The sequence below is a fragment of the Rhodococcus sp. 05-2254-6 genome, from assembly GCF_002258565.1.
Classification (GTDB): Bacteria; Actinomycetota; Actinomycetes; order Mycobacteriales; family Mycobacteriaceae; genus Rhodococcoides.
Genome location: NZ_NOZF01000181.1, coordinates 47654 through 70568, shown reverse-complemented (window position 1 = coordinate 70568; position 22915 = coordinate 47654). Strand labels below are relative to the sequence as shown.

At 64.9% G+C, this 22915-nt stretch carries 22 protein-coding genes; 16 read left to right on the top strand and 6 right to left on the bottom strand.

All coding sequences use genetic code 11. The annotated features are described in order from the left end of the window. The 5 genes from CH256_RS24970 to CH256_RS24950 form a co-directional block, all read left to right on the top strand. Nucleotides 1-1348 (top strand): aldehyde dehydrogenase family protein (locus CH256_RS24970; protein WP_094671058.1); only part of this gene is annotated, 1348 nt, incomplete at its 5' end. A gap of 29 nt (nucleotides 1349-1377) precedes the next feature. After that, nucleotides 1378-2964, top strand: a complete 1587-nt coding sequence (locus tag CH256_RS24965) for a GMC family oxidoreductase (protein ID WP_094671056.1) — start codon at nucleotides 1378-1380, stop codon at nucleotides 2962-2964. Between the two features lie 162 nt (nucleotides 2965-3126). Beyond that, nucleotides 3127-3819 carry a hypothetical protein gene (locus CH256_RS24960; RefSeq protein WP_094640843.1) on the top strand — a complete coding sequence of 231 codons (693 nt, stop codon included), beginning with the start codon at nucleotides 3127-3129 and terminating at the stop codon, nucleotides 3817-3819. Nucleotides 3820-3912: 93 nt separating this feature from the next. Next, nucleotides 3913-4383: a hypothetical protein gene (locus tag CH256_RS24955; RefSeq protein ID WP_094640606.1), complete on the top strand. Its 471-nt coding sequence runs from the start codon at nucleotides 3913-3915 to the stop codon at nucleotides 4381-4383. Continuing rightward, nucleotides 4380-5045: a methyltransferase domain-containing protein gene (locus tag CH256_RS24950; protein WP_094640605.1), complete on the top strand. Its 666-nt coding sequence runs from the start codon at nucleotides 4380-4382 to the stop codon at nucleotides 5043-5045. Before CH256_RS24955 ends, CH256_RS24950 begins: the two co-directional genes overlap by 4 nt. On the opposite strand, the gene CH256_RS24945 is transcribed toward CH256_RS24950, so the two are convergent. Next, nucleotides 5032-6315, bottom strand: coding sequence for a hypothetical protein (locus tag CH256_RS24945; protein ID WP_255183106.1), 1284 nt, complete (start codon nucleotides 6313-6315; stop codon nucleotides 5032-5034). The two genes, CH256_RS24950 and CH256_RS24945, sit on opposite strands and share 14 nt — an antisense overlap. Before the next feature lie 112 nt (nucleotides 6316-6427). On the opposite strand from CH256_RS24945, the gene CH256_RS24940 reads away from it, so the two are divergent. From CH256_RS24940 to CH256_RS28230, 5 genes are all read left to right on the top strand, one after another. Continuing rightward, the gene (locus CH256_RS24940) at nucleotides 6428-7225 is read left to right on the top strand and encodes an S-methyl-5'-thioadenosine phosphorylase (RefSeq protein WP_094640604.1); all 798 of its coding nucleotides are present in this window, start codon (nucleotides 6428-6430) and stop codon (nucleotides 7223-7225) included. Then, nucleotides 7222-8280 carry an NAD-dependent epimerase/dehydratase family protein gene (locus CH256_RS24935; RefSeq protein WP_068049194.1) on the top strand — a complete coding sequence of 353 codons (1059 nt, stop codon included), beginning with the start codon at nucleotides 7222-7224 and terminating at the stop codon, nucleotides 8278-8280. The genes CH256_RS24940 and CH256_RS24935 overlap by 4 nt, the downstream gene beginning before the upstream one ends. Then, on the top strand, nucleotides 8273-8926 hold the full coding sequence (locus CH256_RS24930; protein ID WP_094671054.1) for a glycosyltransferase: 654 nt from the start codon (nucleotides 8273-8275) through the stop codon (nucleotides 8924-8926). The genes CH256_RS24935 and CH256_RS24930 overlap by 8 nt, the downstream gene beginning before the upstream one ends. Next, nucleotides 8923-9573 (top strand): TIGR04282 family arsenosugar biosynthesis glycosyltransferase, encoded by a 651-nt coding sequence (locus CH256_RS24925; protein WP_068049191.1) that lies wholly within the window; start codon nucleotides 8923-8925, stop codon nucleotides 9571-9573. The genes CH256_RS24930 and CH256_RS24925 overlap by 4 nt, the downstream gene beginning before the upstream one ends. Before the next feature lie 196 nt (nucleotides 9574-9769). Further along, nucleotides 9770-9931 carry a hypothetical protein gene (locus CH256_RS28230; protein WP_176460173.1) on the top strand — a complete coding sequence of 54 codons (162 nt, stop codon included), beginning with the start codon at nucleotides 9770-9772 and terminating at the stop codon, nucleotides 9929-9931. A 6-nt stretch (nucleotides 9932-9937) separates the two neighbouring features. On the opposite strand, the gene CH256_RS24915 is transcribed toward CH256_RS28230, so the two are convergent. Further along, the gene (locus CH256_RS24915) at nucleotides 9938-10372 is read right to left on the bottom strand and encodes a MarR family winged helix-turn-helix transcriptional regulator (RefSeq protein WP_094671052.1); all 435 of its coding nucleotides are present in this window, start codon (nucleotides 10370-10372) and stop codon (nucleotides 9938-9940) included. 179 nt (nucleotides 10373-10551) lie between these two features. On the opposite strand from CH256_RS24915, the gene CH256_RS24910 reads away from it, so the two are divergent. From CH256_RS24910 to CH256_RS24900, 3 genes are all read left to right on the top strand, one after another. Further along, the gene (locus tag CH256_RS24910; protein ID WP_094671066.1) at nucleotides 10552-11622 is read left to right on the top strand and encodes a DUF4185 domain-containing protein; all 1071 of its coding nucleotides are present in this window, start codon (nucleotides 10552-10554) and stop codon (nucleotides 11620-11622) included. 23 nt (nucleotides 11623-11645) lie between these two features. Then, nucleotides 11646-12269, top strand: a complete 624-nt coding sequence (locus CH256_RS24905; RefSeq protein WP_068049181.1) for a class I SAM-dependent methyltransferase — start codon at nucleotides 11646-11648, stop codon at nucleotides 12267-12269. Nucleotides 12270-12348: 79 nt separating this feature from the next. Further along, entirely contained in the window at nucleotides 12349-14184 is a 1836-nt protein-coding gene (locus CH256_RS24900; RefSeq protein WP_068049178.1) for an acyl-CoA dehydrogenase, read from the top strand. A 247-nt stretch (nucleotides 14185-14431) separates the two neighbouring features. Here CH256_RS24900 and CH256_RS24895 read toward each other — a convergent pair whose 3' ends face one another. The 4 genes from CH256_RS24895 to CH256_RS24880 form a co-directional block, all read right to left on the bottom strand. After that, the gene (locus CH256_RS24895) at nucleotides 14432-15418 is read right to left on the bottom strand and encodes a hypothetical protein (RefSeq protein ID WP_143536670.1); all 987 of its coding nucleotides are present in this window, start codon (nucleotides 15416-15418) and stop codon (nucleotides 14432-14434) included. A 519-nt stretch (nucleotides 15419-15937) separates the two neighbouring features. Beyond that, nucleotides 15938-16429 (bottom strand): flavin reductase family protein, encoded by a 492-nt coding sequence (locus tag CH256_RS24890; RefSeq protein WP_094671048.1) that lies wholly within the window; start codon nucleotides 16427-16429, stop codon nucleotides 15938-15940. A 148-nt stretch (nucleotides 16430-16577) separates the two neighbouring features. Beyond that, nucleotides 16578-18797 carry a VanW family protein gene (locus tag CH256_RS24885; protein WP_256989539.1) on the bottom strand — a complete coding sequence of 740 codons (2220 nt, stop codon included), beginning with the start codon at nucleotides 18795-18797 and terminating at the stop codon, nucleotides 16578-16580. A gap of 229 nt (nucleotides 18798-19026) precedes the next feature. Further along, on the bottom strand, nucleotides 19027-20277 hold the full coding sequence (locus CH256_RS24880; RefSeq protein WP_256989538.1) for a PucR family transcriptional regulator: 1251 nt from the start codon (nucleotides 20275-20277) through the stop codon (nucleotides 19027-19029). A 202-nt stretch (nucleotides 20278-20479) separates the two neighbouring features. Between CH256_RS24880 and CH256_RS24875 the strand changes: the two genes are divergently transcribed. Genes CH256_RS24875 through CH256_RS24865 form a run of 3 tightly spaced genes read left to right on the top strand, consistent with a single transcriptional unit; the run spans nucleotide 20480 to nucleotide 22914 of the window. Then, the gene (locus CH256_RS24875) at nucleotides 20480-21301 is read left to right on the top strand and encodes an ABC transporter ATP-binding protein (RefSeq protein ID WP_256989537.1); all 822 of its coding nucleotides are present in this window, start codon (nucleotides 20480-20482) and stop codon (nucleotides 21299-21301) included. Next, a complete protein-coding gene (locus CH256_RS24870; protein WP_094671044.1) occupies nucleotides 21291-22013 on the top strand; it encodes an ABC transporter ATP-binding protein in 723 nt (240 codons plus the stop codon). The genes CH256_RS24875 and CH256_RS24870 overlap by 11 nt, the downstream gene beginning before the upstream one ends. A gap of 22 nt (nucleotides 22014-22035) precedes the next feature. Then, the gene (locus CH256_RS24865; protein WP_094671042.1) at nucleotides 22036-22914 is read left to right on the top strand and encodes a branched-chain amino acid ABC transporter permease; all 879 of its coding nucleotides are present in this window, start codon (nucleotides 22036-22038) and stop codon (nucleotides 22912-22914) included. The last annotated feature ends 1 nt before the right edge of the window (nucleotide 22915 follow it).

Genomic DNA, 22915 nt, shown 5'->3' with positions numbered 1-22915 from the left:
CTTCGAGCGCCTCCTGCTCAACGGGTTCACCGCCGAGGTATGGCTGAAGCCCGGAATCGACCGTGCAACCGCACAGCGGACCGCAGGCCTCGCCCAGCTCGATCCCACCCGCACCGCGGGCATCGGAGTGGTACTCGGCGCAGGCAACATCACCTCGATCGCGCCGCTGGACGCGCTGTACGAACTGATCGCGTTCAATCGAGTCGTCGCACTCAAGCTCAACCCGATCATGGATCCGCTGTTGCCGGTGTTCGAGAAAGTCCTCGCGCCGCTCGTCGACATCGGTGCATTGCGCCTGCTCACCGGCGGAGCCGACGTGGGCACCTACCTGGTCCAGCACGATCGTGTCGACCACGTCCACATGACCGGCAGCGCCATCACGCACGACGCGATCGTCTTCGGTCCGGGCCCGGACGGCGCTGCCCGCAAGGCGGCCAACGACCCGATCCTCACCAAGGAGATCTCCAGCGAACTCGGTGGCGTCTCGCCCACCATCGTTCTGCCCGGAGAGTGGAGCCGTGCCGACATCGAATTCCAGGCCGAGCACATCGCCACCCAACGCCTGCACAACAGCGGATACAACTGTGTCGCTTCGCAGGTCGTCGTGCTGTCCTCGGAATGGAAGCAGCGCGACCAGTTCGTCGCCGCCCTGCGCGCCGCGCTGGACCGCGCGCCCGCCCGTGCGCCGTACTACCCCGGCAGCGACAAGCGAGTGTCCGACGCCACCGCCACCTACCCGTCCGCCGAGCGCCTCGGCGAGCGCGGTGGCCGCGTGCTCATCACCGACCTGAACCCCGGTGAATACGCACCGCTGCTGCAGACCGAGTATTTCGCACCGGTCATGGGCATCATCGAATTGCCCTACAGCGGAGCAGCATTCGCAGCCAAGGCGGTTCAGGCCGCGAACGAGGAATTCACCGGCACCCTCGGCATCAACATCATCGGCACCCCCGGCACCATCAAGGGACTCGGGGAGAAATTCGACACCATGCTCGCCGACCTGCGCTACGGCACCATCGCCGTCAACGCCTGGACGGCCATCGGATTCCTCACCGCAGCAGCCACCTGGGGCGCATTCCCCGGCCACACCGTCGACGACGTCCAGAGCGGAATCGGCATCGTGCACAACGCCTTACTGATCGACGGAGCCGAGCGAACAGTGGTGCGCGGGCCCTTCCGGCCGATGCCGCGCTCGCTGATCAACGGCGAACTCTCCATCTCCCCGAAGCCACCGTGGTTCGTCACCAACAAGACCGCAGCATCGACGGGCAAGCTGCTCACCGCATTCGCGGGAGCACCGTCCTGGTCCAAGCTGCCGGCAATCTTCGCCTCCGCCCTGCGCGGGTAGAACCCACCGTCGACGACCGAAGGACAATCATGAGCTCTCAGCGCACGACGGCCGACTACATCGTGGTGGGCGCAGGTTCGGCAGGCGCGGTGGTGGCCAATCGCCTCAGCGCAGACCCACGCAACGAGGTGGTTCTCCTCGAGGCCGGCCCCGAGGACAAGAACAAGTTCGCCCACATTCCCGCTGCGTTCTCCAAACTCTTTCGCAGCGAGGTCGATTGGGACTACTTGACCGAACCGCAACCGGAACTGCGTGATCGCAGCATCTATTGGCCGCGCGGCAAGATGCTCGGCGGTTCGTCGTCGATGAACGCGATGATGTGGGTGCGCGGATTCGCCGCCGACTACGACGAGTGGGCAGCGGTGTCCGACGACTCGTGGTCTTTCCGAAACCTCGTCGGATACTTTCGCAGGATCGAGAACATCGAGGGCACAACGGCAGTCGACGCCGGCACCGACGGCCCCCTCATCGTCTCCCACCAGCGCAGCCCCCGCGATCTGACGTCGTCGTTCCTCGACGGCGTCGAAGAAGCAGGCTATCCGCTGGAAACCGCGAACCTGCCCGAGCCCAAGGGCTTCACCCGCACGATGGTCAACCAGAAGCGCGGAGCACGGTGGAGCACCGCCGATGCCTACCTGAGACCGGCGAAGAAGCGCAAGAACCTGACCATCCTCACCGAGGCACACGCCACCCGTGTGCTCTTCGAGGGCAGCGCGGCGGTGGGAGTCGAATACGCCTCCGGCGGGCAGACACACACCGTGCGCGCACGCAAAGAGGTGATCCTCTCCGGCGGAGCCATCAACACCCCGCAACTAATGATGCTCTCGGGCATCGGAGACCAGGAACAGCTGAAGTCCCACGGCATCGCCGTCCAACACCACGCGCCCGGCGTCGGGCAGAACCTCCTCGACCACCTGGCCGCCCTCGTCGGCTGGAAAACCGAAAGAGACTCCCTCTTCCACGCCGAGAAGATCCCCGAGTTGGTCAACTACCTCGCGCGCCGACGCGGGATGCTCACCTCCAACGTCGCCGAGGCGTACGGATTCATCAAGAGCCGCGAGGACCTGGCCCTGCCCGACCTCGAACTCATCTTCGGACCGGCACCGTTCTTCGACGAGGGACTCGTCGGCCAGGACTCGCACGCCGCCGTCATCGGCGCGGTACTCGTCAAACCCGAGAGCCGCGGCGAGATCACCCTCCGATCGGCCGACCCGTCGGCCAAGCCCATCGTCGAACCCCGCTACCTCAGCGACCCCGACGGACTGGACCGCAAAGCGATGATCGAAGGCCTGCGCGCCTGCGTCGCCATCTCCGAAACCCCGTCGTTGAAGGGACTGCTCGGCGACGTCGTACGCCCCAGGGTGGCGTCGAACATCTCCCCGGCGGACCTGCTCACCGAGGCCCTCGAACAGAATGCGCACACGCTGTACCACCCCGTGGGCACTGCGCGTATGGGCAACGACCCCGCCAGTGTCGTCGATCCCGAGCTGCGAGTGCGGGGCGTCGATCGCCTTCGCGTCGCCGACGCGTCGATCATGCCCAGCATCATCCGCGGACACACTCACGCGCCGTCGGTGGTGATCGGCGAACGAGCTGCGGACCTGATCCTTCGTTGATCCCGAGTGAACCTTCGGAAAAATTCCGGTTTGACAGTCCGGTTTGTCGGGTAACAGGTGGACACGCTCCCTTGCAAGGGATCGAGATGGAACCCATCCGCTCGGCAAGCAGCGCCGAATGACCCACAACGCTCGAGAGACGAGCACGGAAGGTTGACCGACATGTTCACTGTTCGTAAAGCTTTGGCCGCCACCGCAATCGGTGCACTCACCATCGTCCCGCTTGCCGCATGCTCCAGCGACGAGGCGTCCGACACCGTCGACAACGCCACCTCCTCGGCAGCGTCGGCCATGGAAACCACCGAGAGCGAGCCCGAGCCCGCAGCCGAGGTCGACAGCCTCACCGGTGTCGACACCGCAGTTGCATTGGATCCCGGCTTCACCGGCGCGCTGACCACCCTGGGCCTCACGCCCGGCGTCGTCGGAACCGCTACTCTCGCAGACGGATCCATCCGCTTCCCGATCACCGGCGGAGACGTCAAGTACTGGGAGCCCGGCACCGTCGACCCCTACGTCCAGGGCGAGATCATGCACGACGGCAGCGGCCTGTCGCTGACCGCCGGCGAGACCGTCGTCGAGCTCATCAACTTCGACATCGATCCGGGCACTTCGCTTCTCACCGGTGACGTCATGGTCAACGGCGAGGAAGCTGCCGCAGACGCAGTTCTGTTCGATCTCGACGGCCGCACCCTGCAGCCGCTCGCTACCGGACCGGACAACACCGCGATCCTGCAGGGCACCGAGGTGAAGATCTCGGAGACCGCTGCCGGACTGCTCAACAGCACCTTCAACACCGATGCTGTGACCCCGGGACTGCTCGTGGGCGTTGCGACCATCACGATCAACACCGCTTAATCACAGTCTCCTGAACGCCCGTGCGCGAGTTGTCGCCGTGAAAACGGCGGCGCTCGCGCACGAGTGTTTGCATCGCACGGTCAGGAACCTCGAATGAGAGCCTTCACGAAGATCTACGGTGGACACCCGCTACACGCGGTCGGTCTGCTGCTCTCGTTCGCGCTGGTCGGCTACGTCGTGGCACTCATGGGGCCGCAGGCTCTGTGGAACAACGACGTGTGGTGGAAATCCGTTCTCGTGTGGTTCTTCGGATCGGTACTGCTGCACGACGCCGTACTCTTCCCGCTCTACTCACTGGCCGATCGGCTGCTCACCGGCATTCCGCGTCACCGCCTGGCCGTGTCGCCGGTGAACTTCGTTCGAGTTCCCGCACTCGGAGCCGCCCTGACCTTCCTGATGTTCTTTCCCGGCATTCTCTCTCAGGGCGCGCAATCGTACCGAGCCGCAACCGGTTTGACCCAGGAACCCTTTCTCGGACGTTGGCTCGCACTGACCGCCGTGTTGTTCACCGTGAGCGCAGCCGCCTACTTCACCCGATGGACCCTCGTACGGAGCCGAGCATGAGCGTCACCGCCGATACACTCTTCAACCGCGCAGCAGCCGGACTACCCTGCTGGATAGGCGATTCCGACGGCAGCAGGCAGCAGCTTCCCACCGAGCGTTGGATGGGTGGCAGCGCCTCGTCGGCCGAGGATCGCCGCGCGGATCACGCGATGCTCAGCCGCTGTACCGGCCCCACGATCGATCTCGGCTGCGGTCCGGGTCGACTCACCGAAGCGCTTGCTCGACGCGGCGTTTCGGCACTCGGTGTCGACACCTCCCGAGCCGCCGTCGATCTGACCATCGGACGCGGCGGCAACGCCGTTCTCCGCGACCTCTTCGAGCCACTGCCCGACACCGGCAACTGGTCGTGTGTCCTCCTCGCGGACGGAAACATCGGCATCGGCGGAGACCCGGTGCGTCTGCTTCGCCGGGCCGCCGACCTGCTCGCCCCCCACGGAGCCGTCATCGCCGAAGTGGATGCGCCGAGCGACACGGGAATTCGCCACCGCACCGTTCGATGGGAAACCGACACCATGGTCGGCGACTGGTTCGCCTGGTCCAGTGTCAGCGCCGACGCCACCGCAGATCTCGCCGGTGCCGCAGGCCTGCGAGTGGTGGACGTGGCACCGATCCACGGGCGTTGGTTCGCTCAGATGACGTTGGCCCCGTTCACCAATTCGTGAACAGTAGATGATTGATCGCCAACGCGCCGATCACCTGCAGCGCCAACCAGAAACGATGCGTCCGGATCGGCAACACAGCAGGCGCGATCAGCATCCACATCGCGAAGGGCAACCAGATCCTCTCGGTCTCCGCTTTGCTCAACTGACTCAGATCCGCCATGACCACTGCCGCGATCGCCGAGATCACCAACAGGTTGATCGGCTCCAGCCGAGTGAGTATCCGCGGGAACGCCGCGGGCACAGCCACACCCAACGCACAGAACAGCGCCGCGAAGTTCGCCCAGCCCCAGTACTCGAACGGCCGGTCCTTCGCGATGCCCTGGTAGTAGCGCTCCTGCACCAGCAAGTAACCGTCGTACCACCAGAATCCGTACGCGGTGAAGATCCCGGCAACGATCAGCGCACCGATCAGCGCGCCGAGGAACGGCAGAATCCTTCGCCCGGCGATCAGCACCGCGATCGCAGGCAGGCCCATCAACACCAACCCGTAGTTGAGGTAGACGCCGAAACCGAGCAACACTCCCGCACCGATCGACGCGGGCCACAGGTAGCGCTTCGTCGAGATCGCCAGCAGCGCAATTCCCCACGCGGCGACACCGGCGTAGAACGCATCGGCGGAAACGGCGATCCAAATCGCGGCCGGGGCGATGGCCACGAACGGTGCTGCCCGCCGCGCGATGTTCTCGTCGCCGAGCACCCGGAGCGTGAGAACCAGCGCCACAGCGGCACTCGTGCCGACCAGCACACAGAGTGTCGCCGCCCAGGCTCCTCCGCCGAGGCCGAGACGATCGAGCCACACGAAAGTGAGCAGTGCGCCGGGGGGATGACCCGACACATGCGTCGTCCACGAATCGGCCTGGTAGTCCAGAATGCGTTCGGAGAATCCGCGGAGCGTGGCGGGAATGTCGGTGATGCCGGGCACTTCGTGCAGGTACTCGTCCGTCGATGCCAGCCGGTTCACGAAGCCGCGCTTCCAACCGTCCACCATCGCCAGCGACATCGTCCAGGCCGCCGACGCGCCCCACACCACGAACAACAGTCGCGTCCACGACAGTCGGCGTGCGACCGTCGGCCCCCACAGCACGGTGGCGACGGCGATCAGAACGGCGACAGGAGTTCCCCATCCCACGTGAATCTCGCGGAAGCCGAACAGCGGCGCCGCATCGGCGAAGTCACGTACCTGCTGCGGAGTTCTGTTGATGATGGGGGTGACGAGTTCGTTTCCCAGGTACGGAACGACGAATGCGACCACGACGAGCACGACGGCCAACGTGCCTGCGACGGCTTCTCTCCAGTAACGGATAGTCTTTTCTCCCTGCGGACTTGAAGGCGAACACGACTTCGGACCAGCATATCGACCGACGGTGATGGAGGATGAGCAGATGGACAACGACGCGACGGGGCGGGCCGAGATAGCCGTCATCGGCGGCAGCGGCTTCTATTCGTTCTTCGGAGCCGACGCCCAGGAGGTAGTGCTCGACACCCCCTACGGCGCTCCGAGCGCCCCGATCACGTTGGGCGAGGTGGAAGGTCGGCGAGTGGCGTTTCTGCCCCGACACGGCCGCAATCACGAGTACTCACCGCACACGTTGCCGTACCGCGCCAACATGTGGGCGCTGCGGATGCTCGGGGTGAGCCGAGTGTTCGCCCCGTGCGCGGTCGGATCCCTGGTGTCCGAGTACGGCCCGGGCACCGTCGTGATTCCCGATCAACTGGTCGACCGAACGTCCGGGAGAGCACAGACCTACTTCGACGAGGGCGGGATTCACGTCGAATTCGCAGACCCGTACTGCCCGACGCTCCGGAAGTCCGCGGTCCAGGACTCGGCGATCGACGGCGGCGTCATGGTCGTCGTCGAGGGTCCTCGGTTCTCCACTCGTGCCGAGAGCCAGTGGTTCGCGCGCCAGGGTTGGACGCTGGTGAACATGACCGGCCACCCCGAGGCCGTTCTGGCTCGCGAACTCGAACTCTGCTACGCACCGATCGCATTGGTGACCGACCTCGACGCCGGCATCGAGTCCGGTCAGGGCGTCAAGGCGGTGGACGTGTTCGCCGAGTTCCAGAAGAACATCGAGCCACTCAAGGCACTGGTGCGCTCGGCCATCTCCGACGCTCCCACCGGCGACTGCCCGACCTGTCGGGTGCACACCGGCCTCACGCTGCCGATCGAGCTGCCATGACCCGGGTACTGCTCACCGGCGCAGCCGGATTCATCGGCGGCCACATTCGCGATGCGGCAGCCGCCTCCGGCCACGAGATCGTTGCCGTCGACGCCATGCTGGAATCGGCTCACGGCCCAGGAGCGCGCGCCGACGGAATCATCGATCTCGATGTGCGCGACAAGGACTCGCTCGTCGACGCATTGCGCGGGGTGGATGTCGTGTGTCACCAGGCCGCCGTCGTCGGAGCCGGCGTCGATGCCGCGGATGCCCCCGCCTACGCCAGCCACAACGACTACGGGACGGCAGTTCTGCTCGCCGCGATGTACGAGGCGGGCTGTTCGCGGCTGGTTCTCGCCTCGTCGATGGTCGTCTACGGCGAAGGGCGCTATCTCAATTCATCGGGCGAGACCGTAGTTCCGCCGCCCCGCACCCGCGCCGATCTCGATGCCGGCTTGTTCGACAATCGCGATCCGAGGTCCGGTGAGCCTCTCGATTGGCTTCTGGTGGAGGAGGATTCGTTACTCGAACCGAGGAGCATCTACGCGGCGAGCAAACTGGCACAGGAGAACTACGCCTCCGCGTGGGCGGTATCGACGGGCGGCTCGGTGATCGCACTGCGTTACCACAACGTCTACGGACCGAACATGCCCCGCAACACCCCGTATTCCGGTGTGGCAGCGATGTTCCGCTCGTCGCTGGAACTCGGCCAGGCCCCGACCGTGTACGAGGACGGCAAGCAGGCCCGCGATTTCGTGCACGTTCACGACGTCGCAGCGGCCAACATCGCGTCGATCGACGCAGAGACCGAGGGCTTCACCGCCCTCAACGTCTGCTCGGGACAACCGATCACCATCGGTGAGGTCGCCACGATCCTCGCCGAAGCACGCGGCGGGCCTACACCCGAGATCACCGGACGCTACCGAGCCGGCGATGTACGGCACATCGTCGCCAGTTCCCGACTGGCCGAACAGACCCTGGGATTCCGCGCGAGGATCATGCCGAGGGACGGTCTCACCGCATTCGCCGACGCACCGTTGCGCGACGCCGAGGGCACGGGACCACCCCGTGTCTGAACAGAAATCGGTGACCGTCGTCATCCCCTGCATGAACGAGGCCGAATCGCTTCCGGCAGTACTCGATTCGGTACCGGCGGGCTACTCCACGATCGTGGTGGACAACAACTCCACCGACGCCACCGCCGCCGTCGCCGCAGCCCACGGAGCCACGGTGATCTCCGAAACCGTGCCCGGCTACGGCGCAGCAGTGCACGCAGGCGTCGTGGCAGCCGACACCGACATCGTCTGCGTCCTCGACGGAGACGGCTCGATGGATCCATGCGACCTGCCGACCCTCGTGTCGGCCCTCGACCATGCGGACCTCGCCGTCGGTCGCCGTCGACCGGCGAAGGGAAGCTCACCCCTGCACGCCAGGATCGGCAATGCCGTTCTCTCACTTCGACTTCGCACCAAGTACAAGCTGCCCGTGCACGACCTCGGAGCCATCCGCGCGGTACGCCGTCAGGCACTGCTCGACCTCGGCGTCACCGACCGCCGCTCGGGCTATCCACTGCAGCTGCTGGTACTGGCGGCCGAAGCCGGCTGGACCGTCGTCGAACACGACGTGGTCTACCGACCACGGACAGCCGGAACGTCGAAGGTCTCGGGATCGGTGAAGGGAACCATCGTCGCCGTGCGGGATTTCTGGAAGGTGCTCTCGTGACCGTCACCGCTCTCGTCGTCGCCAAAGCCCCCGTACCCGGGCTGGCCAAGACACGCCTCGCCGCCACGATCGGCGACGCCGCCGCAGCCGAACTGGCCGCGGCCTCGCTGCTCGACACCCTCGACGCCGTCTCGGCCGCCGACGTCGACCGCCGTGTCGTGGCCCTCACCGGCAATCTCGCCGACGCGGCCCGCGTCGACGAACTGACCCGCGCGCTGGCGTCGTTCACGGTCGTAGCGCAGCGCGGCGACGGGCTGGGCGAACGACTGGCCAATGCCCACGCCGACGCGGCCACCACCGGTTCCGTACTGCAGATCGGCATGGACACCCCTCAGGTCACGGCGCACTTGCTGTCCGACGCGGCCGCGCAACTCGGCAACAGTGACGTACTCGGATTCGCCGAGGACGGCGGCTGGTGGGCGCTCGGCCTTCGCAACCCCGAGCTCGCTCGGTTCTTGCTCGACGTGCCCATGTCCGCCCCGTCGACGGGCTCCGACACACTCGATGCCTTGACCGCGGCCGGGGCGTCGATCACGATGCTCCCGGAATTGCGCGATGTCGATTTCGAGTCCGATCTCGAAGCGGTGGCGCAATTGTGCGCACCGAACAGTCGGTTCCATATTGCCGTCGGAAAAGTCGGTAATTGAAAGTGGCCTCGGTCCGTTCCGTCAGGTCTGTTTCGACCGAAATGCCGCATCGAGGCCGCAATCTCCACATCCGTTGTGGAACAGCACCTTCGATCTGCCCGAATTGCCGGACCGCACGCGACCAATATCGAATCGCAACAAAGCCGAACCACCGTTTCACGGCTATTTCACAGACACAGGTGCTAGAAAGTGTGACATGACCGGGTTGTTGATAGGCGTAGCCGTCTGGATGGTGTTCGCGACAGTCGTCGCCACCGTCCTCGGCCGCGTCGCGCGCCGGGGTGACTCCGAGGAATTGGGGTCGACGATCGAGTGGGACGTCGAGGCTCTCGAGCACGAACTTCACCACGAGAACTGACTGCGCTCAGTCGACCCGCTCGACGATCTCGGTGAGAATACGAGCCGCTGCTGCCAGCGTCTGGCGCTGCTGCGGCGTCAATTCGTCCAATTGTTCCGCCAGCGCGATTTCCCGAGCTGCAACCTCCTGCCGTGCAGTCGCCGTGCCCGCATCGGTCAGCAGAAGAACCACCTGCCTGCCGTCCGTCGGATGCGGCTCCCGGTTCATCAAACCCAACTCGACCAAGGCGTGCGACGACCTGGACACCGACGGCGGCTTGATCCGCTCACGCGCCGCCAACTCCCCCGTCGTCATCGGACCCTCACGAAGCAACGTCGTCAGAATCGACAGCTGAGCGACGGGCAATCTGTCGCTGGAATGGCGCAGTCGGAGTCTCCGATTCAATCGCATTGCACTGACGGACAAATCCCTCGCCAGCCGGGAATCGGGCAGATCACTCACGCTGTCCAGATTACGACACCGAGGTGCATTCGCCCGACTCCCAGAAACAGCGGATCGCTCGGTTTATTCCGCCTCGAACAAACCGCTGATATGGTTCTCGTCGGTTGCCGGGGAGTGAAATCGAATTGGGGGAGATCGTCGTGCGTCGCGTGGGTTCCAGAGTCTTGACCGTTGCCACCATGGCCGTAGCCACGTCGCTGCTGGTCACCGGGCCCAACGCCCTCGCAAATCCCAATGCGGTCAATCCCATTGCCGGACTCAACGGCACGTTCGGGCTGCCGCAGCTTCAGGGTCGCGCACAAGCCGTCGCTCAGGTGACCGGTATCTCGAGTCCCAACAACACGCAGAACGTCAACATGATCGGCACCGATCTCGGCATCATGTGGGACAACGGCCGCGGCGAGGTGCTGACGGCATTCGGCGATACCGCCGGCCTCGGCATACCCAACCTGCTGCAGGGCAGCCTGTGGTCGTGGCGCAGCAACGCCATCGTACGGAGCAACGACCGCAACCTCGCCGACGGCATGAACTTCGACAGCGTCGTACTCGACCCGATCGGCCAGACCAAAGAGGTCGTCCCCAGCCCCAAGATCCCGTTCGTCGAGATCAGCCGAATCCCGACGGCAGGCGTGGCCGTCGGCGACAGTCAATACCTCAACCTGATGTCCGTGAAGAACTGGGGACCGCCGGGAACCTGGGAGACCAACTTCTCCGGCCTGGCCGTGTCGAACGACAACGGGGAGAACTGGGCAGCGCTACCGGACACCCAACGGCCCAGCGTCGGCGGCGACCGCAACTTCCAGCAGAGCGCCTACCTGAAGGACGGCGGCTACGTCTACCAGTACGGCACCCCGCCCGGCCGCTTCAACCTCGGCCACGTCGCTCGCGTCAAGGAACAGGACATCGCCCGACTCGGCGAATACGAGTACTGGACCGGCCAGGACTGGAAGAAGGGCGACCCGGCCGCGGCCGCACCCATCGTCGGCGGCGTCGGTGAACTCTCCGTCGCGTACAAGGCAGCCCTCGGTCAGTACCTGATGATGACGACCGACAACGCCAACTCGATCGTCCTGCGACGCTCGCCGTCACCCGTCGGGCCATGGAGCCCACCGGAGGTTCTGGTCGACACCCGCGAGGTCAGCTCCATCTACGCGCCGTACATCCATCCCTACTCGACCGGCCGCGACCTGTATTTCCTGGCGACGGTCTACCAGAACTACAACGTGCTGCTGCTGCGCGCGACGCTGTAGGAACCGCCACTAGGCTTCCGAAGGTGGACGCCGCAGACTGGGATCGCAAGTACGAAGGCCGAGAACTCGTCTACGGCGAGGCACCGAACGCGACGCTCGTCGAAGTCGCGACGACGCTCGAGCGAGGTCGCGCACTGGATCTCGCGTCCGGCCAGGGTCGCAACGCGATCTGGTTGGCAACCCGCGGCTGGACCGTCGACGCCGTCGATTTCTCCTCGGTGGCGCTGACGAGGGCGAACGACGTGGCGTCTTCGGCACCCAGGTCGGTGCGCGAGCGACTGACCTGGGTCCACGCCGATGTGACGCAGTTGTCAACAGAACCGAACTATGACCTGGTTCTCATGTTCTATCTCCACTTGCCCCCGAACGAACGGCAGAAGGCCGTTTCGGTCGCCGTTTCCGCGCTGAAACCTGATGGAATCCTCATGATTCTCGGACACCACTCCGCGAACATCGACTCCGGCGTCGGTGGTCCACAGGAAGCCGAGATCCTCTACACGCCAGAGGATTTGGCGTCGGACATCGGTACTGGACTGACCATCCTCACTGCCGAAAACCGCTATCGCGACGTGACCGGCGGCACAGCGATCGACGCATTGCTACTGGCGAGTAGGCCTCCCCTTGGCAGCGAACCGGATCGGGGGTAATATCCGTTAAGTTACCGACGAGTAGCTAACTTGGGCGGTACTCACGAGACCGCACCACCGACTGGAGAGCGAACGAGCAATGGGCCATTACAAGAGCAACCTCCGGGATCTCGAGTTCAACCTCTTCGAGCTTTTCGGACTCGACGAGACACTCGAAGGCGACAACTTCGGCGACATGGACGGTGAAGTAGCCCGCGACATGCTGCGCGAGGTCGTACGCCTTGCCGAGGGACCGCTGGCCGAGTCCTTCGCGGACGCCGACCGCAACCCGCCCGTCTTCGATCCCGAAACCCACAGCCTGAAGCTGCCCGACTCCTTCAAGAAGTCGTTCAAGGCGCTCTACGACGGCGAGTGGTGGCGCGTCGGCCTCGACGAGGAAGTCGGTGGCATGGCAGCACCTCGCAACCTGCTCTGGGGCATCAACGAGATGCTCCTCGGATCGCAGCCGGCCGCGTTCATGTACTCCGCAGGCCCTGGATTCGCAAACATCTTGTACCACAACGGAACCGACGAGCAGAAGGAATGGGCCAAGGTGGCCGTCGAGCGCGGCTGGGGTGCCACGATGGTCCTGACCGAGCCCGACGCCGGATCCGACGTCGGAGCAGGTCGCACCAAGGCGATCAAGCAGGACGACGGCTCGTGGCACATCGAAGGCGTCAAGCGCTTCATCACCTCGGCAGTGTCCGACGACCTCTTCGAGAACATCTTCCACCTCGTACTCGCCCGCCCCGAAGGTGCCGGACCCGGAACCAAGGGCCTGAGCCTGTTCTTCGTGCCGTCCATCCTCTTCGACTTCGAGAAGGGCGAACTGGGCGAGCGCAACGGAGCCTTCGTCACCGGCGTAGAGCACAAGATGGGCCTCAAGGCCTCCGCCACCTGTGAACTCACCTTCGGTGGCAACGGCATTCCCGCCAAGGGCTGGCTCGTCGGCGAGGTCCACAAGGGCATCGCGCAGATGTTCGACGTCATCGAGCACGCTCGAATGATGGTCGGCACCAAGGCAATCGGCACCCTCTCCACCGGCTACCTCAACGCACTCGAGTACGCCAAGGAGCGCGTCCAGGGCGCAGACCTGACGCAGATGACCGACAAGACCGCTCCCCGCGTCACCATCACCCACCACCCCGACGTGCGCCGCAGCCTCATGATGCAGAAAGCGTACTCGGAAGGCCTGCGTGCGGTGTACCTCTACACCGCCGCACACCAGGATCCGGTCACCGCCAAGCAGGTCTCGGACGCAGACGCCGACATCGCATACCGCGTCAACGACCTCCTGCTGCCCATCGTCAAGGGCGTCGGCTCCGAAATTGCCTACCAGGTACTCGCGGAATCCCTGCAGACCCTCGGCGGCTCCGGATTCCTGCAGGACTACCCCCTCGAGCAGTACATCCGCGACGCCAAGATCGACTCGCTGTACGAAGGAACCACCGCCATCCAGGCGCAGGACTTCTTCTTCCGCAAGATCGCCCGCGACCGCGGCGTAGCACTGGCTCACGTTGCCGGACAGATCAAGTCGTTCATCGACAGCGAAGCAGGAAACGGTCGACTCAAGGCCGAGCGCGCACTGCTCGCCACCGCACTCGAAGACGTGCAGGCCATCGTCACCTCGATGACCCAGCACCTCATGGGTGCACAGGACCAGCCCACCGAGCTGTACAAGGTCGGCTTGGCATCGGTGCGCTTCCTCATGGGCTTCGGAGACCTGCTCATCGGCTGGCTGCTGCTGCGTCAGTCCGAAATCGCCATCGCTGCACTCGACAACGGCGCAGAGGGCAAGGAGAAGGCGTTCTACGAGGGCAAGATCGCAGTGGCCTCGTTCTTCGCCAAGAACATCCTGCCGCAGCTCACGGCGACCCGCGCCATCCTCACCAACATCGACAACGACATCATGGAACTGGACGAAGCAGCATTCTGATTCCCTGAACTCTTCGGCGGCCGCACTCGTTCTCGAGTGCGGCCGTTGTCATATGTACGCCGGGGCGGTGGTGTCGCGGCGGGGCCCGGGTTTGCCGCAAAAGCGCGCGCGTTTGATCGGGAGGCGGGGGTGCGAGCCCCCAGCCGCCGCAAAAGCGCGCGCGTTTGTCAGATGAGCGGGGTTGCAAACCCCCAGCCGCCGCAAAAGCGCGCGCGTTTGTCAGATGCGCGCGAATTCTGCCGAATACTCAGGCAATTTCGAGTGCATTCGGCGAATGCGCGCGCATTTGCGGGCCGCACGAGGTACTCCGCACCGCCCCTCGTGGTGGAGGCAGGGCAGCAGCCCGCTCCACAGCTCGGGCCACGCGCGCCGCCAGCTCCGCCGGATTCGCCAAATCTGCCCACGTCCAGCGCACGACGGGATAGCCGAGATCGCGCACCGCGTCCTCCCGCACCTTCTCTCTGAACACCACGTCGCCGGGGTGCTCATCCTGCCGTAGGTACTTGGTGTACTTGGCTTTACCATCGAACTCGCACACCACGACGCCATTGACCAGCCAATCGATCCGCGCCACCGTCAGCCCGTCCGGATCCAGGATCTCCACCTGCGATTCCACGTCGAATCCGTTCTGACGCAGAATGACTCGACTCTGAGTCTCGCCGGGGTTTTCGCTCCGCCCGTCCATGAGGGACACAGCCCGTCGCGCCTGCGCCACACCTTTCCATCCCCGAGCACGCTGCAACTCCGACTCAAGCTCCTTCGGATCGCAGCGCTTCAGAGCTGAGTCACCTGCGATCACCGCCGACAGAAGCGGCTCGGTACGGGCAAGGTCGACAACCGTCCGCGCCAATGAGGTCACGGGAATTCCGTCGACGGTGGTGCTGGGTACCCACGGCGCACAGTGCACGATCACCGCTGCATTCGCTCGACCTCCGCCGCGGCGGCGTCGGGTGACGTGAACTTTGTCGAACCCGCCCGTGGGCAAGGGTAATTCGTGCAGTAGCGCCGCCGAACGGTGACTCACCGTGCTGCCGTCCGCAATCATCGGAAATACGGCGTCGATCAACAACCGATGCCGCTCCTGCCCCGAAAGGCCGGCCAGCCTCGACGTCGGAACGTAGACTCCGTTCACCAAACGCTCCCAGCCCCCGCGTTCGTACATTGCTCGCAGCTCGTGATCGGCATTGCCATCGGCAAGAGCCTCCGAGCGTCGCACCATTCGGTCATCCCTCATCCTTCGAGTCTCGACCATGCGCGCACCGATCCGAGGACGAAAGTACCTGCCTGTGTACAACTTCGGACCTGTGGATGAATACAGGTACGGGGGTACCAGTTCGCTGCGGCGTCGGAGCCGCAAACGCGCGCGCAGCCGTCAGGTGCGCGCAGAATTGCCCCGATCAGGCCATCATTTCGCGCGCATTCAACAAACGCGCGCGCTTTTGCGAAGACTGGGGAACCAAAGCAGGCGAACGGGAACAGGGAACACAGGAACACGGGAAACGGGGAACAGGCCGACGGTGCATCGTCACGCGGGCCGACCCGACGAAGCGTCGAAGGGCGAAACCAACGCCGGACCCCACAAATGCGCGCGCAGCCGTCAGGTGCGCGCAGAATTGCCCCCGATCGGGCCACCAATTCGCGCGCATTCAACAAACGCGCGCGCTTTTGCGAAGACTGGGGAGGCGGGGGACCTAGGGAGCCGAGAGGACCTGGGGAGGCGGGGGGACCTGGGGAGCCGAACAGGGAACAGCCGCTACTGCTGCAGTTTGCGGAATTTGCTGCCGTGGAACACGATTGGGTTCACTTCACTCTGGACGTCCAGGGAATGTATGCGCAGCAACACTATTGCGTGGTCGCCCGCGGGGATTTGCTGCTCGATGGTGGTGTCGAGCCATGCGGTGGCCCCCACGATGAAGGCTGCTCCCGCGTCGGTGACGGTGAGGTCGAGGCCGGCGAATCGGTCACCGGTCTTGGCTGCCAGGGTACGGACGGCGTCGTTGTGTGCCTCACCGAGAACGCTGACGCCGATGTTGGGTGCCAACTCGAGTTTCGGCCATGTCGTCGACGTGTTCTGGATGCACACCGCGACGAGGGGCGGGTCGATGGACACCGATACGAAGCTGCTGGCCGCCAAGCCCACCAGGACGCCGTCTATCTTCGCGGCGATCGCGACCACTCCGCTCGGGAACTGCGCGTACGCCTCACGAAGCGTCTGCTGATCGAGGACGGTACGTGTGAGCGTCATGGACGAAGCTCCCTTTCGATCTTGTGATGCAACCCCGCGTGGGCACAGTTCCGACGAGCGAACACCCACTGCAAGCAAACACCCGATCGGGCGGCAACGCCACAGTCCGAATCGACGTGATTCGAATGACCCTCTCGCGGTTGCAGCATCACTCGTCTTCTTCCGGTTCCGGAGCCGGGTCCGCCGCGGGTGCCGGGCGATCGGGCTGAACGCATCGAACGATGGGGATCGGGTCGTATTTCACCGTTCGGGTGTTCCGCGAAATTTCCCTGCCCGACGCGGCATCGCTGATCACCCTGGTGTCACTGGCGGTGAATCCTTGGCCTCCACCGGACGCGACGCAGCCTGCGCCTGCGGGCAGTGTCACCGTGTCGGGTGAGGTGAAGTTGGTTCGCGAACCGGTGATCGATTCGACGTCGACCGTCTTGGTTCCCCACAGTCGGACGGTGACGCTGGACGAATCGGCGAACGATTGGATGACCACACCGGTGTCGTTCGGGTTGGTGAACTTCAGGTCGATGGCACCTTCGAAGACCGTCGCTTCGCGCGCCTCGGGGTATCGGCTGATGTAGTAGCTGTGCTCGGTGTGGTCGGTGTCTTCCATACCGGCGAAGTAGGACGCGTTGTAGAGCGTCGTCGCGAACTGGCTGATGCCGCCGCCGACGGCGCGATCGGGTCGACCGTTGTCGATGATCCCCGACTCGACGAAGCCCTGCGCGGTACCTCGCGGACCGGTGTACTCGTTGAGCGAGAACGTTTCTTTCGGCTTCACGAGCGCACCGTTCACGATCTGCGCCGTCAGCCCGATATTGACGCCCGACGCGTACTCGAATCCGCCGGTGGTGTACTCGGCAATCACTTCTCGCACACCGAGATTCTGCGCGGCTTCGGTGGTGAGAGCGGGCGGGGCCGGCTCGTAGATCGCCTCGGTGGTGCGGGGTCCGTCAGCGGACAGCAGGGCAGGCAACTGCTCGAGGGTCTTGCGCCACTCGACCAGCTCGCCCATCTCTCCGGGGACGACGGTCGGTGCACCGCCGGAGAAGGTGAACGACGCGTCCCTCGGCGGTACCTCGGTGCGCACGAGTTGCGGCGCGAGAATGCCTGTGGCGACGTCGGTGTCGTAGATCGGGGTCAGTCCGCCCTGGCCGTCGGGGTCGAAGCGGAGAACCTCGCCCACCCGATCCGTCGGCAGCGTCGCGTCGACGTTCTCGCGACCGGCGACAATCACCGGTGCCTCCACCGCAGGTGCGGCGATGTTCTCCAGCGCCTGGTCGACGGCTTCCTGGGTCACCGTGACGGGAGTGGACTCGTACACCGCTTCCGTTGCGCCCGAGGCCCATTCGGTCTGCAGGTTGCGACGCGTCCCGTCGGCGTCGAGTATCCGACCGGCCAACGGCGCGACGGCAATCGGTGTGCTGCCGTCGAACACGACGTCGCCTTCGACGGGGTCGCGGTCGGTTTCGACCCGCAGGCCATCGACGGCAGCGGTGAGCGCTTGCTCGTCCGTGGTCGACACGACGCCGATCTCGCGGCTGCCGAAGAACGATGTCAGTCGAGTGATCGGGTTGATCGGTTGCGATCCGGCGCGGTCGAGCGTGGCGTTCCAGTCCACACCGAGACCGGCAGCGGCAGGCAGTACCTCGACCTGTCGGTCGCCGACGTCGACCGATACGGGCTGCTCGGCGCGCGCACCGAGCTCCGAGCGCAGGAGTTCTTCGGCGTCGGAGTGGCTCTTGCCGCCGACCTCGATCCCGGCGACGGTCACACCACGGGGTACTCGGTCGCTGGAGGTGATCCAATCCGCCGCATACAGCAGCGTGAGAACCGCAACCACCGCGCCGGTCCCGATCGCGATCTTCCGCCACGGCGGCACGAACCCGGACCCGTCGGCGGCCTGCGGCGCTCCGTCCTCCGGCGGAATCACCGGTGGCTGGACCGGCGACTCGGCCTGGGGAGAAACAACGGTCTGCGCAGGAGCAACGGTCTCAGCAGGAACATCGGCCTCTGCGGGAACAACGGGTTGCGCGATCGTCGGCGATTCGTCGGCTGCGGGCGGCGGTGGAGGGGCCGGGACCGCATCGGGCTTCGCGTCCCCAGCCTCAGCGGCGGCGGTTTCGGTGGTCTCGACATCGTCGACGGCCGGGTCTGCGACAGCGGATTCCGTGTCGTCCAACTCGGTCGCAGCGGCCTCGGATGCCTGCTCGCGCTCCGTTTCCGGGATCTGCTCGGCGTCGGATGCATGTTCGGGACCGGCCGCCTCGTCGCCGATCGCACCGAAGACCTCGGTGGGAGCGTCGTACGGCGGTACGTCGGGTTTCGGTTCGGCACCATTGGGTGCGTCACCCGACCTACTGTTGCCCTCGCTCACGTTCGACCCTTCCAGGACCACCGTTGGTTGTTCGTTCCGCCCTTCTGCACGGCGTACCCCCGGCACGAGCTTACGCAAACCGAACGGTGACGCTCACTCGGAGACCATCGGCGCAGGAACGACAAAGGCTCCGCGCTGCTGCCGGGTCGGGGGTCAGGCAGCAGCACGGAGCCAACTGGAATATATGCAGGCTGTGCCACCTCGTTACAACGACTGCGAAATTGTCTCGTCAATTCATTCGGTTGAATGATCCACGGGTCGTCGAACTGTCCCCTTGCCCGACGGCTCGGGCCCAATGTCCCGTCCTGACCAGCGCGAGGGTGAGCAAGAGCCGATCTCGCGGATCGGTCAGATCGTGCCCGGTCAACTCCTCGATCCGGTGAACCCGGTAGATCACGGTGTTTCGGTGGCAGTAGAGCGCCTTGGCGGCGTTGGTGGGCGAGCCGTCCGACGCGAGCATGTGCGCGAGGGTGTCGAGCAGCGTTCCTCGATGCGGCTCCGGGTGCGTCCACAACTTTCCGAGAGCGTGGCGAACCAGCAACTCCGACGACTGGTCGTCGGCCGCCATGATCACGCGGGGCAGTCGGTCCGTCGCCAAGGCAACGCCGCTGTCCTCGGTGATGGTCTCGGCTGTCAATGCCGCAAGGCGGTACGCCGCCGCGAACGACGACAGACCCTCCGGAGAATGCGCGACCCCCACCGGCCCGACGGCCCGAGCAGCGAGCGCGTCGACGACGGAGTTCCACGATCCGGTTCCGAGTGCGACGAGCGCGAACTGGTGGCCGTCCCTGGTGTTCCAATGCGAGACCGCACCGATCTGATCCAACGCGTCCTCGGGTGCCGGGAGCGGCGGCGACCCTTGATCGTCCAGCGGTCCGACCACACACGCAATTTGTTGCGATGCCGAAAGGCCAAGAGTGGCACGAGCTTCCATGACGAATGCCGGATCGCCACCTCGCCCCGATCGGAGGCCGTCGAGTATCACCAGAACGTTGGCGATATCCCGCTGCTGCATTCGAGCGCTTTCCTGGCGGTATGCCTCGACGAGAGTCTCGTACTGACTGTCGAGCGCACGCCACAACTGTTGACCGGCCACCAGAAGCAGATGCTCGTCGATCCTGGTTCGACGCTGCTCGCGCTCGAGCATCAACTCCTCCCACAGCGTCCGACTCCCGAGCGTGTACGCCTTGAGTACCAACTCCATCGGAATGCCCTGGCGTGCACGCTCCCTGCCGGTACGACGCCATACCTCGCGGGTGTTGTCGTTCGCGGTACGTAGCCCCGACAACGTGCGAAGGCCCTGATTGATGTGCTCACGGGTACTGCGCCTGATCTCGCCGGCGATGTCCGGAGTGGAACTGGCCAGGTAGGCGGGCTCCTGCTCGATCAGCGCCAGCGTGATGGAGTCGGCGATCGCGTCGGCCCGTGGAGTCAACGCGGCCCACGCACTCCGAATTTTCTCCTGGTCGGAGTCAGTCACCGCTCCGCGGGCAGCCGAACGCGCCGATGCGCGTCGACCATCGGGAGCACCCACCTGAACAGTTTTGCGCACTGAGCCCACATGACAGGTCGATTTGACCGTTACTGGTGCCCAGGGACCCAAACATTCTGTGCGCAGCGCCCATATCGCCCGTTGTGCGAAACGCACCATAGTGAACGCAACAGATTGTGAGGTGGATCACTTGAACTCTCTTCGAACGAAGGACCCGGTCCTCACCATGGCGGACATCGAGGTGGCCTTCGGCGGCATCGTCGCGCTGTCCGGAGTCAGTCTCGAGGTGCGACCCGGCGAAGTTCTCGGCGTCATCGGGCCCAACGGTGCGGGCAAGACGACTCTGTTCAACGTCGCGTGCGGACTCGTTCGTCCCCGATCGGGAACACTCGGACGACTCGGCGAACCGTTGACCCGGCTACGACCGCACGACCTTCCCCGGCTCGGCATGAGCCGAACTCTCCAGGGACTCGGGCTGTTCGATCGGATGACCGTGCTGGACAACGTCATGGTCGGTGCCGACCGGACAGCGCACACCGGGATCCTCGCCGGCCTCCTCGGCCTACCGTCGAGCGCCTCCGACGATGCCGCCGTCCGTTCCACCGCGATGGCCACTCTCGAACGCCTGCGCATCGACGGCTATGCGCACCGATTGCCACCGAGCCTGCCGTACGCGGTGCGCAAACGCGTTGCGCTCGCACGCGCCCTGGTGAGCGCACCGACATTGCTCCTGCTGGACGAACCCGCCTCGGGTCTGTCCAGTGACGAAATGAGCGAGCTCGGCGACGAGATCCGATCGCTCGCAACGGCACCCACCGATTCCGAACCGGAACGACCCGCAACATCGGTGATGCTCGTCGAACACCACATGGATCTCGTGATGAGTGTGTGCGACCGAATCTACGTGCTGGATTTCGGCAAGGTCATCGCACAGGGAACGCCCGATCAGATCCGCGAGGACCCTGCCGTACTGGCGGCATATCTCGGAAACGAAGTGGCACATGAAGACTGACGCGGCACACCTGAAAATCACCGATCTGACCGTTCGCTACGGCCCGGTCACCGCCCTCGACTCGGTGTCGATGACCGTCGCGGCCGGAGCTGTCACCGCCGTACTCGGCGCGAACGGAGCAGGAAAGACGACTTTGCTGCGAACCATCTCGGGATTGCTGAAACCGGTATCGGGGAGGATCGAACTCGCCGGGGCCGACATCGTCGGCGTGGCACCGGATCGCATGTCCCGCAAAGGTCTTGCGCACGTTCCCGAGGGACGTGGCGTCATAGCCGAGTTGACCGTCGACGAGAATCTTCGACTCGGTGCGATGGGACGCAACCGAAGTCACGACGCCGTCACCCTCGACCGCATCTACGAAATGTTTCCGCCCCTGACCGGCCGTCGAACGTCCTCCGCACACACCCTGTCCGGCGGAGAGCGGCAGATGCTGGTGATCGGCCGAGCACTGATGGCGACACCGTCGGTGCTTCTGCTCGACGAGCCCTCTCTCGGACTCGCACCCAAAGTCGCCGCACAGATATTCGAGACGTTGCGCGGGCTCGTCGACTCCGAGTCGATGACCGTCGTTCTCGTCGAACAGAACGCTCGCAGCGCGCTGTCGATCGCCGAACACGCCGTCGTCCTGGATCTGGGCAAGGTCGCGGTGGAAGGTCCCGCCGACACCTTGGCCGGGGACGACGCCCTCCGACACGCCTACCTCGGGTTCTAGAGCCGAAAGGACGCCTGCCACAGTGCAACAACTGCTCACCATCCTCATCAACGGCGTGACGACAGGCATGATCTACGCCGCGTTCGCGCTCGCCCTCGTCCTCATCTGGAGATCGACCCGCATCGTCAACTTCGCCCAGGCCCCGATGGCCATGATCACCACCTACGTCGCACTGGTCGTCATCGACGCCGGCTACTCCTACTGGATCGGATTCGCAGTCGCGCTGCTGTGCGGCCTGCTCCTGGGAGCCTTGACGGAGCGACTCGTCATCCGGTTCGTCGACAGCTCGTCGCACATCAACCCGGTCATTCTCACGCTCGGGTTGTTCATCATCATCCACGCCGTGGCCGCCATCATCTTCGGCAACCAATTCCGTTCCTTCCCCGCACCGTTCGGCCTCACCGGGCAGCGGATCGGCGACATGAACGTGGCGTTGACCGGCTACGACATCTTCAAGATCATCGCCGTCCTCCTGGTCCTGGGACTGCTGATCCTGCTCTTCCGGTTCACCGATCTGGGACTGAAGATGCGCGCGAGCGCCTTCGAGCAGGAGGTCGCGAAACTCCTCGGAGTCCGCGTGAGCCGAATGCTCACTCTCGGATGGGCTCTGGCCGCAGTGGTCGGTTCGCTGGCGGGGCTGCTCATTGCAGGTGGCTCGCTGGTACATCCGGGCTACATGGACTCGATCGTCGTATTCGGTTTCGTCGCAGCAGTTCTCGGCGGACTGGACAGCCCGGCAGGCGCAGTGGTCGGCGGACTTTTGATGGGCATCGGGCTCAGTTTCGTCAGCGGCTATCTCGGTCAGGATCTGGTCTCCAGCGCGGCATTGGTGATCCTGATCGTCGTGCTTCTGCTGCGACCGAGCGGGCTCTTCGCCGGCTCCGCGGCCAGGAGGGTATGAC

Bases quoted from the DNA above. Each gene is read 5' to 3' on its own strand.
- CH256_RS24900 (WP_068049178.1), top strand. From the start codon at position 12,349: ATGGGCCATTACAAGAGCAACCTCCGGGATCTCGAGTTCAACCTCTTC.
- CH256_RS24940 (WP_094640604.1), top strand. From the start codon at position 6,428: ATGGACAACGACGCGACGGGGCGGGCCGAGATAGCCGTCATCGGCGGC.
- CH256_RS24890 (WP_094671048.1), bottom strand. From the start codon at position 16,429: ATGACGCTCACACGTACCGTCCTCGATCAGCAGACGCTTCGTGAGGCG.
- CH256_RS24870 (WP_094671044.1), top strand. From the start codon at position 21,291: ATGAAGACTGACGCGGCACACCTGAAAATCACCGATCTGACCGTTCGC.
- CH256_RS24910 (WP_094671066.1), top strand. From the start codon at position 10,552: ATGGCCGTAGCCACGTCGCTGCTGGTCACCGGGCCCAACGCCCTCGCA.
- CH256_RS24955 (WP_094640606.1), top strand. From the start codon at position 3,913: ATGAGAGCCTTCACGAAGATCTACGGTGGACACCCGCTACACGCGGTC.
- CH256_RS24935 (WP_068049194.1), top strand. From the start codon at position 7,222: ATGACCCGGGTACTGCTCACCGGCGCAGCCGGATTCATCGGCGGCCAC.
- CH256_RS24960 (WP_094640843.1), top strand. From the start codon at position 3,127: ATGTTCACTGTTCGTAAAGCTTTGGCCGCCACCGCAATCGGTGCACTC.
- CH256_RS24895 (WP_143536670.1), bottom strand. From the start codon at position 15,418: ATGAGGGATGACCGAATGGTGCGACGCTCGGAGGCTCTTGCCGATGGC.
- CH256_RS28230 (WP_176460173.1), top strand. From the start codon at position 9,770: ATGACCGGGTTGTTGATAGGCGTAGCCGTCTGGATGGTGTTCGCGACA.
- CH256_RS24965 (WP_094671056.1), top strand. From the start codon at position 1,378: ATGAGCTCTCAGCGCACGACGGCCGACTACATCGTGGTGGGCGCAGGT.
- CH256_RS24950 (WP_094640605.1), top strand. From the start codon at position 4,380: ATGAGCGTCACCGCCGATACACTCTTCAACCGCGCAGCAGCCGGACTA.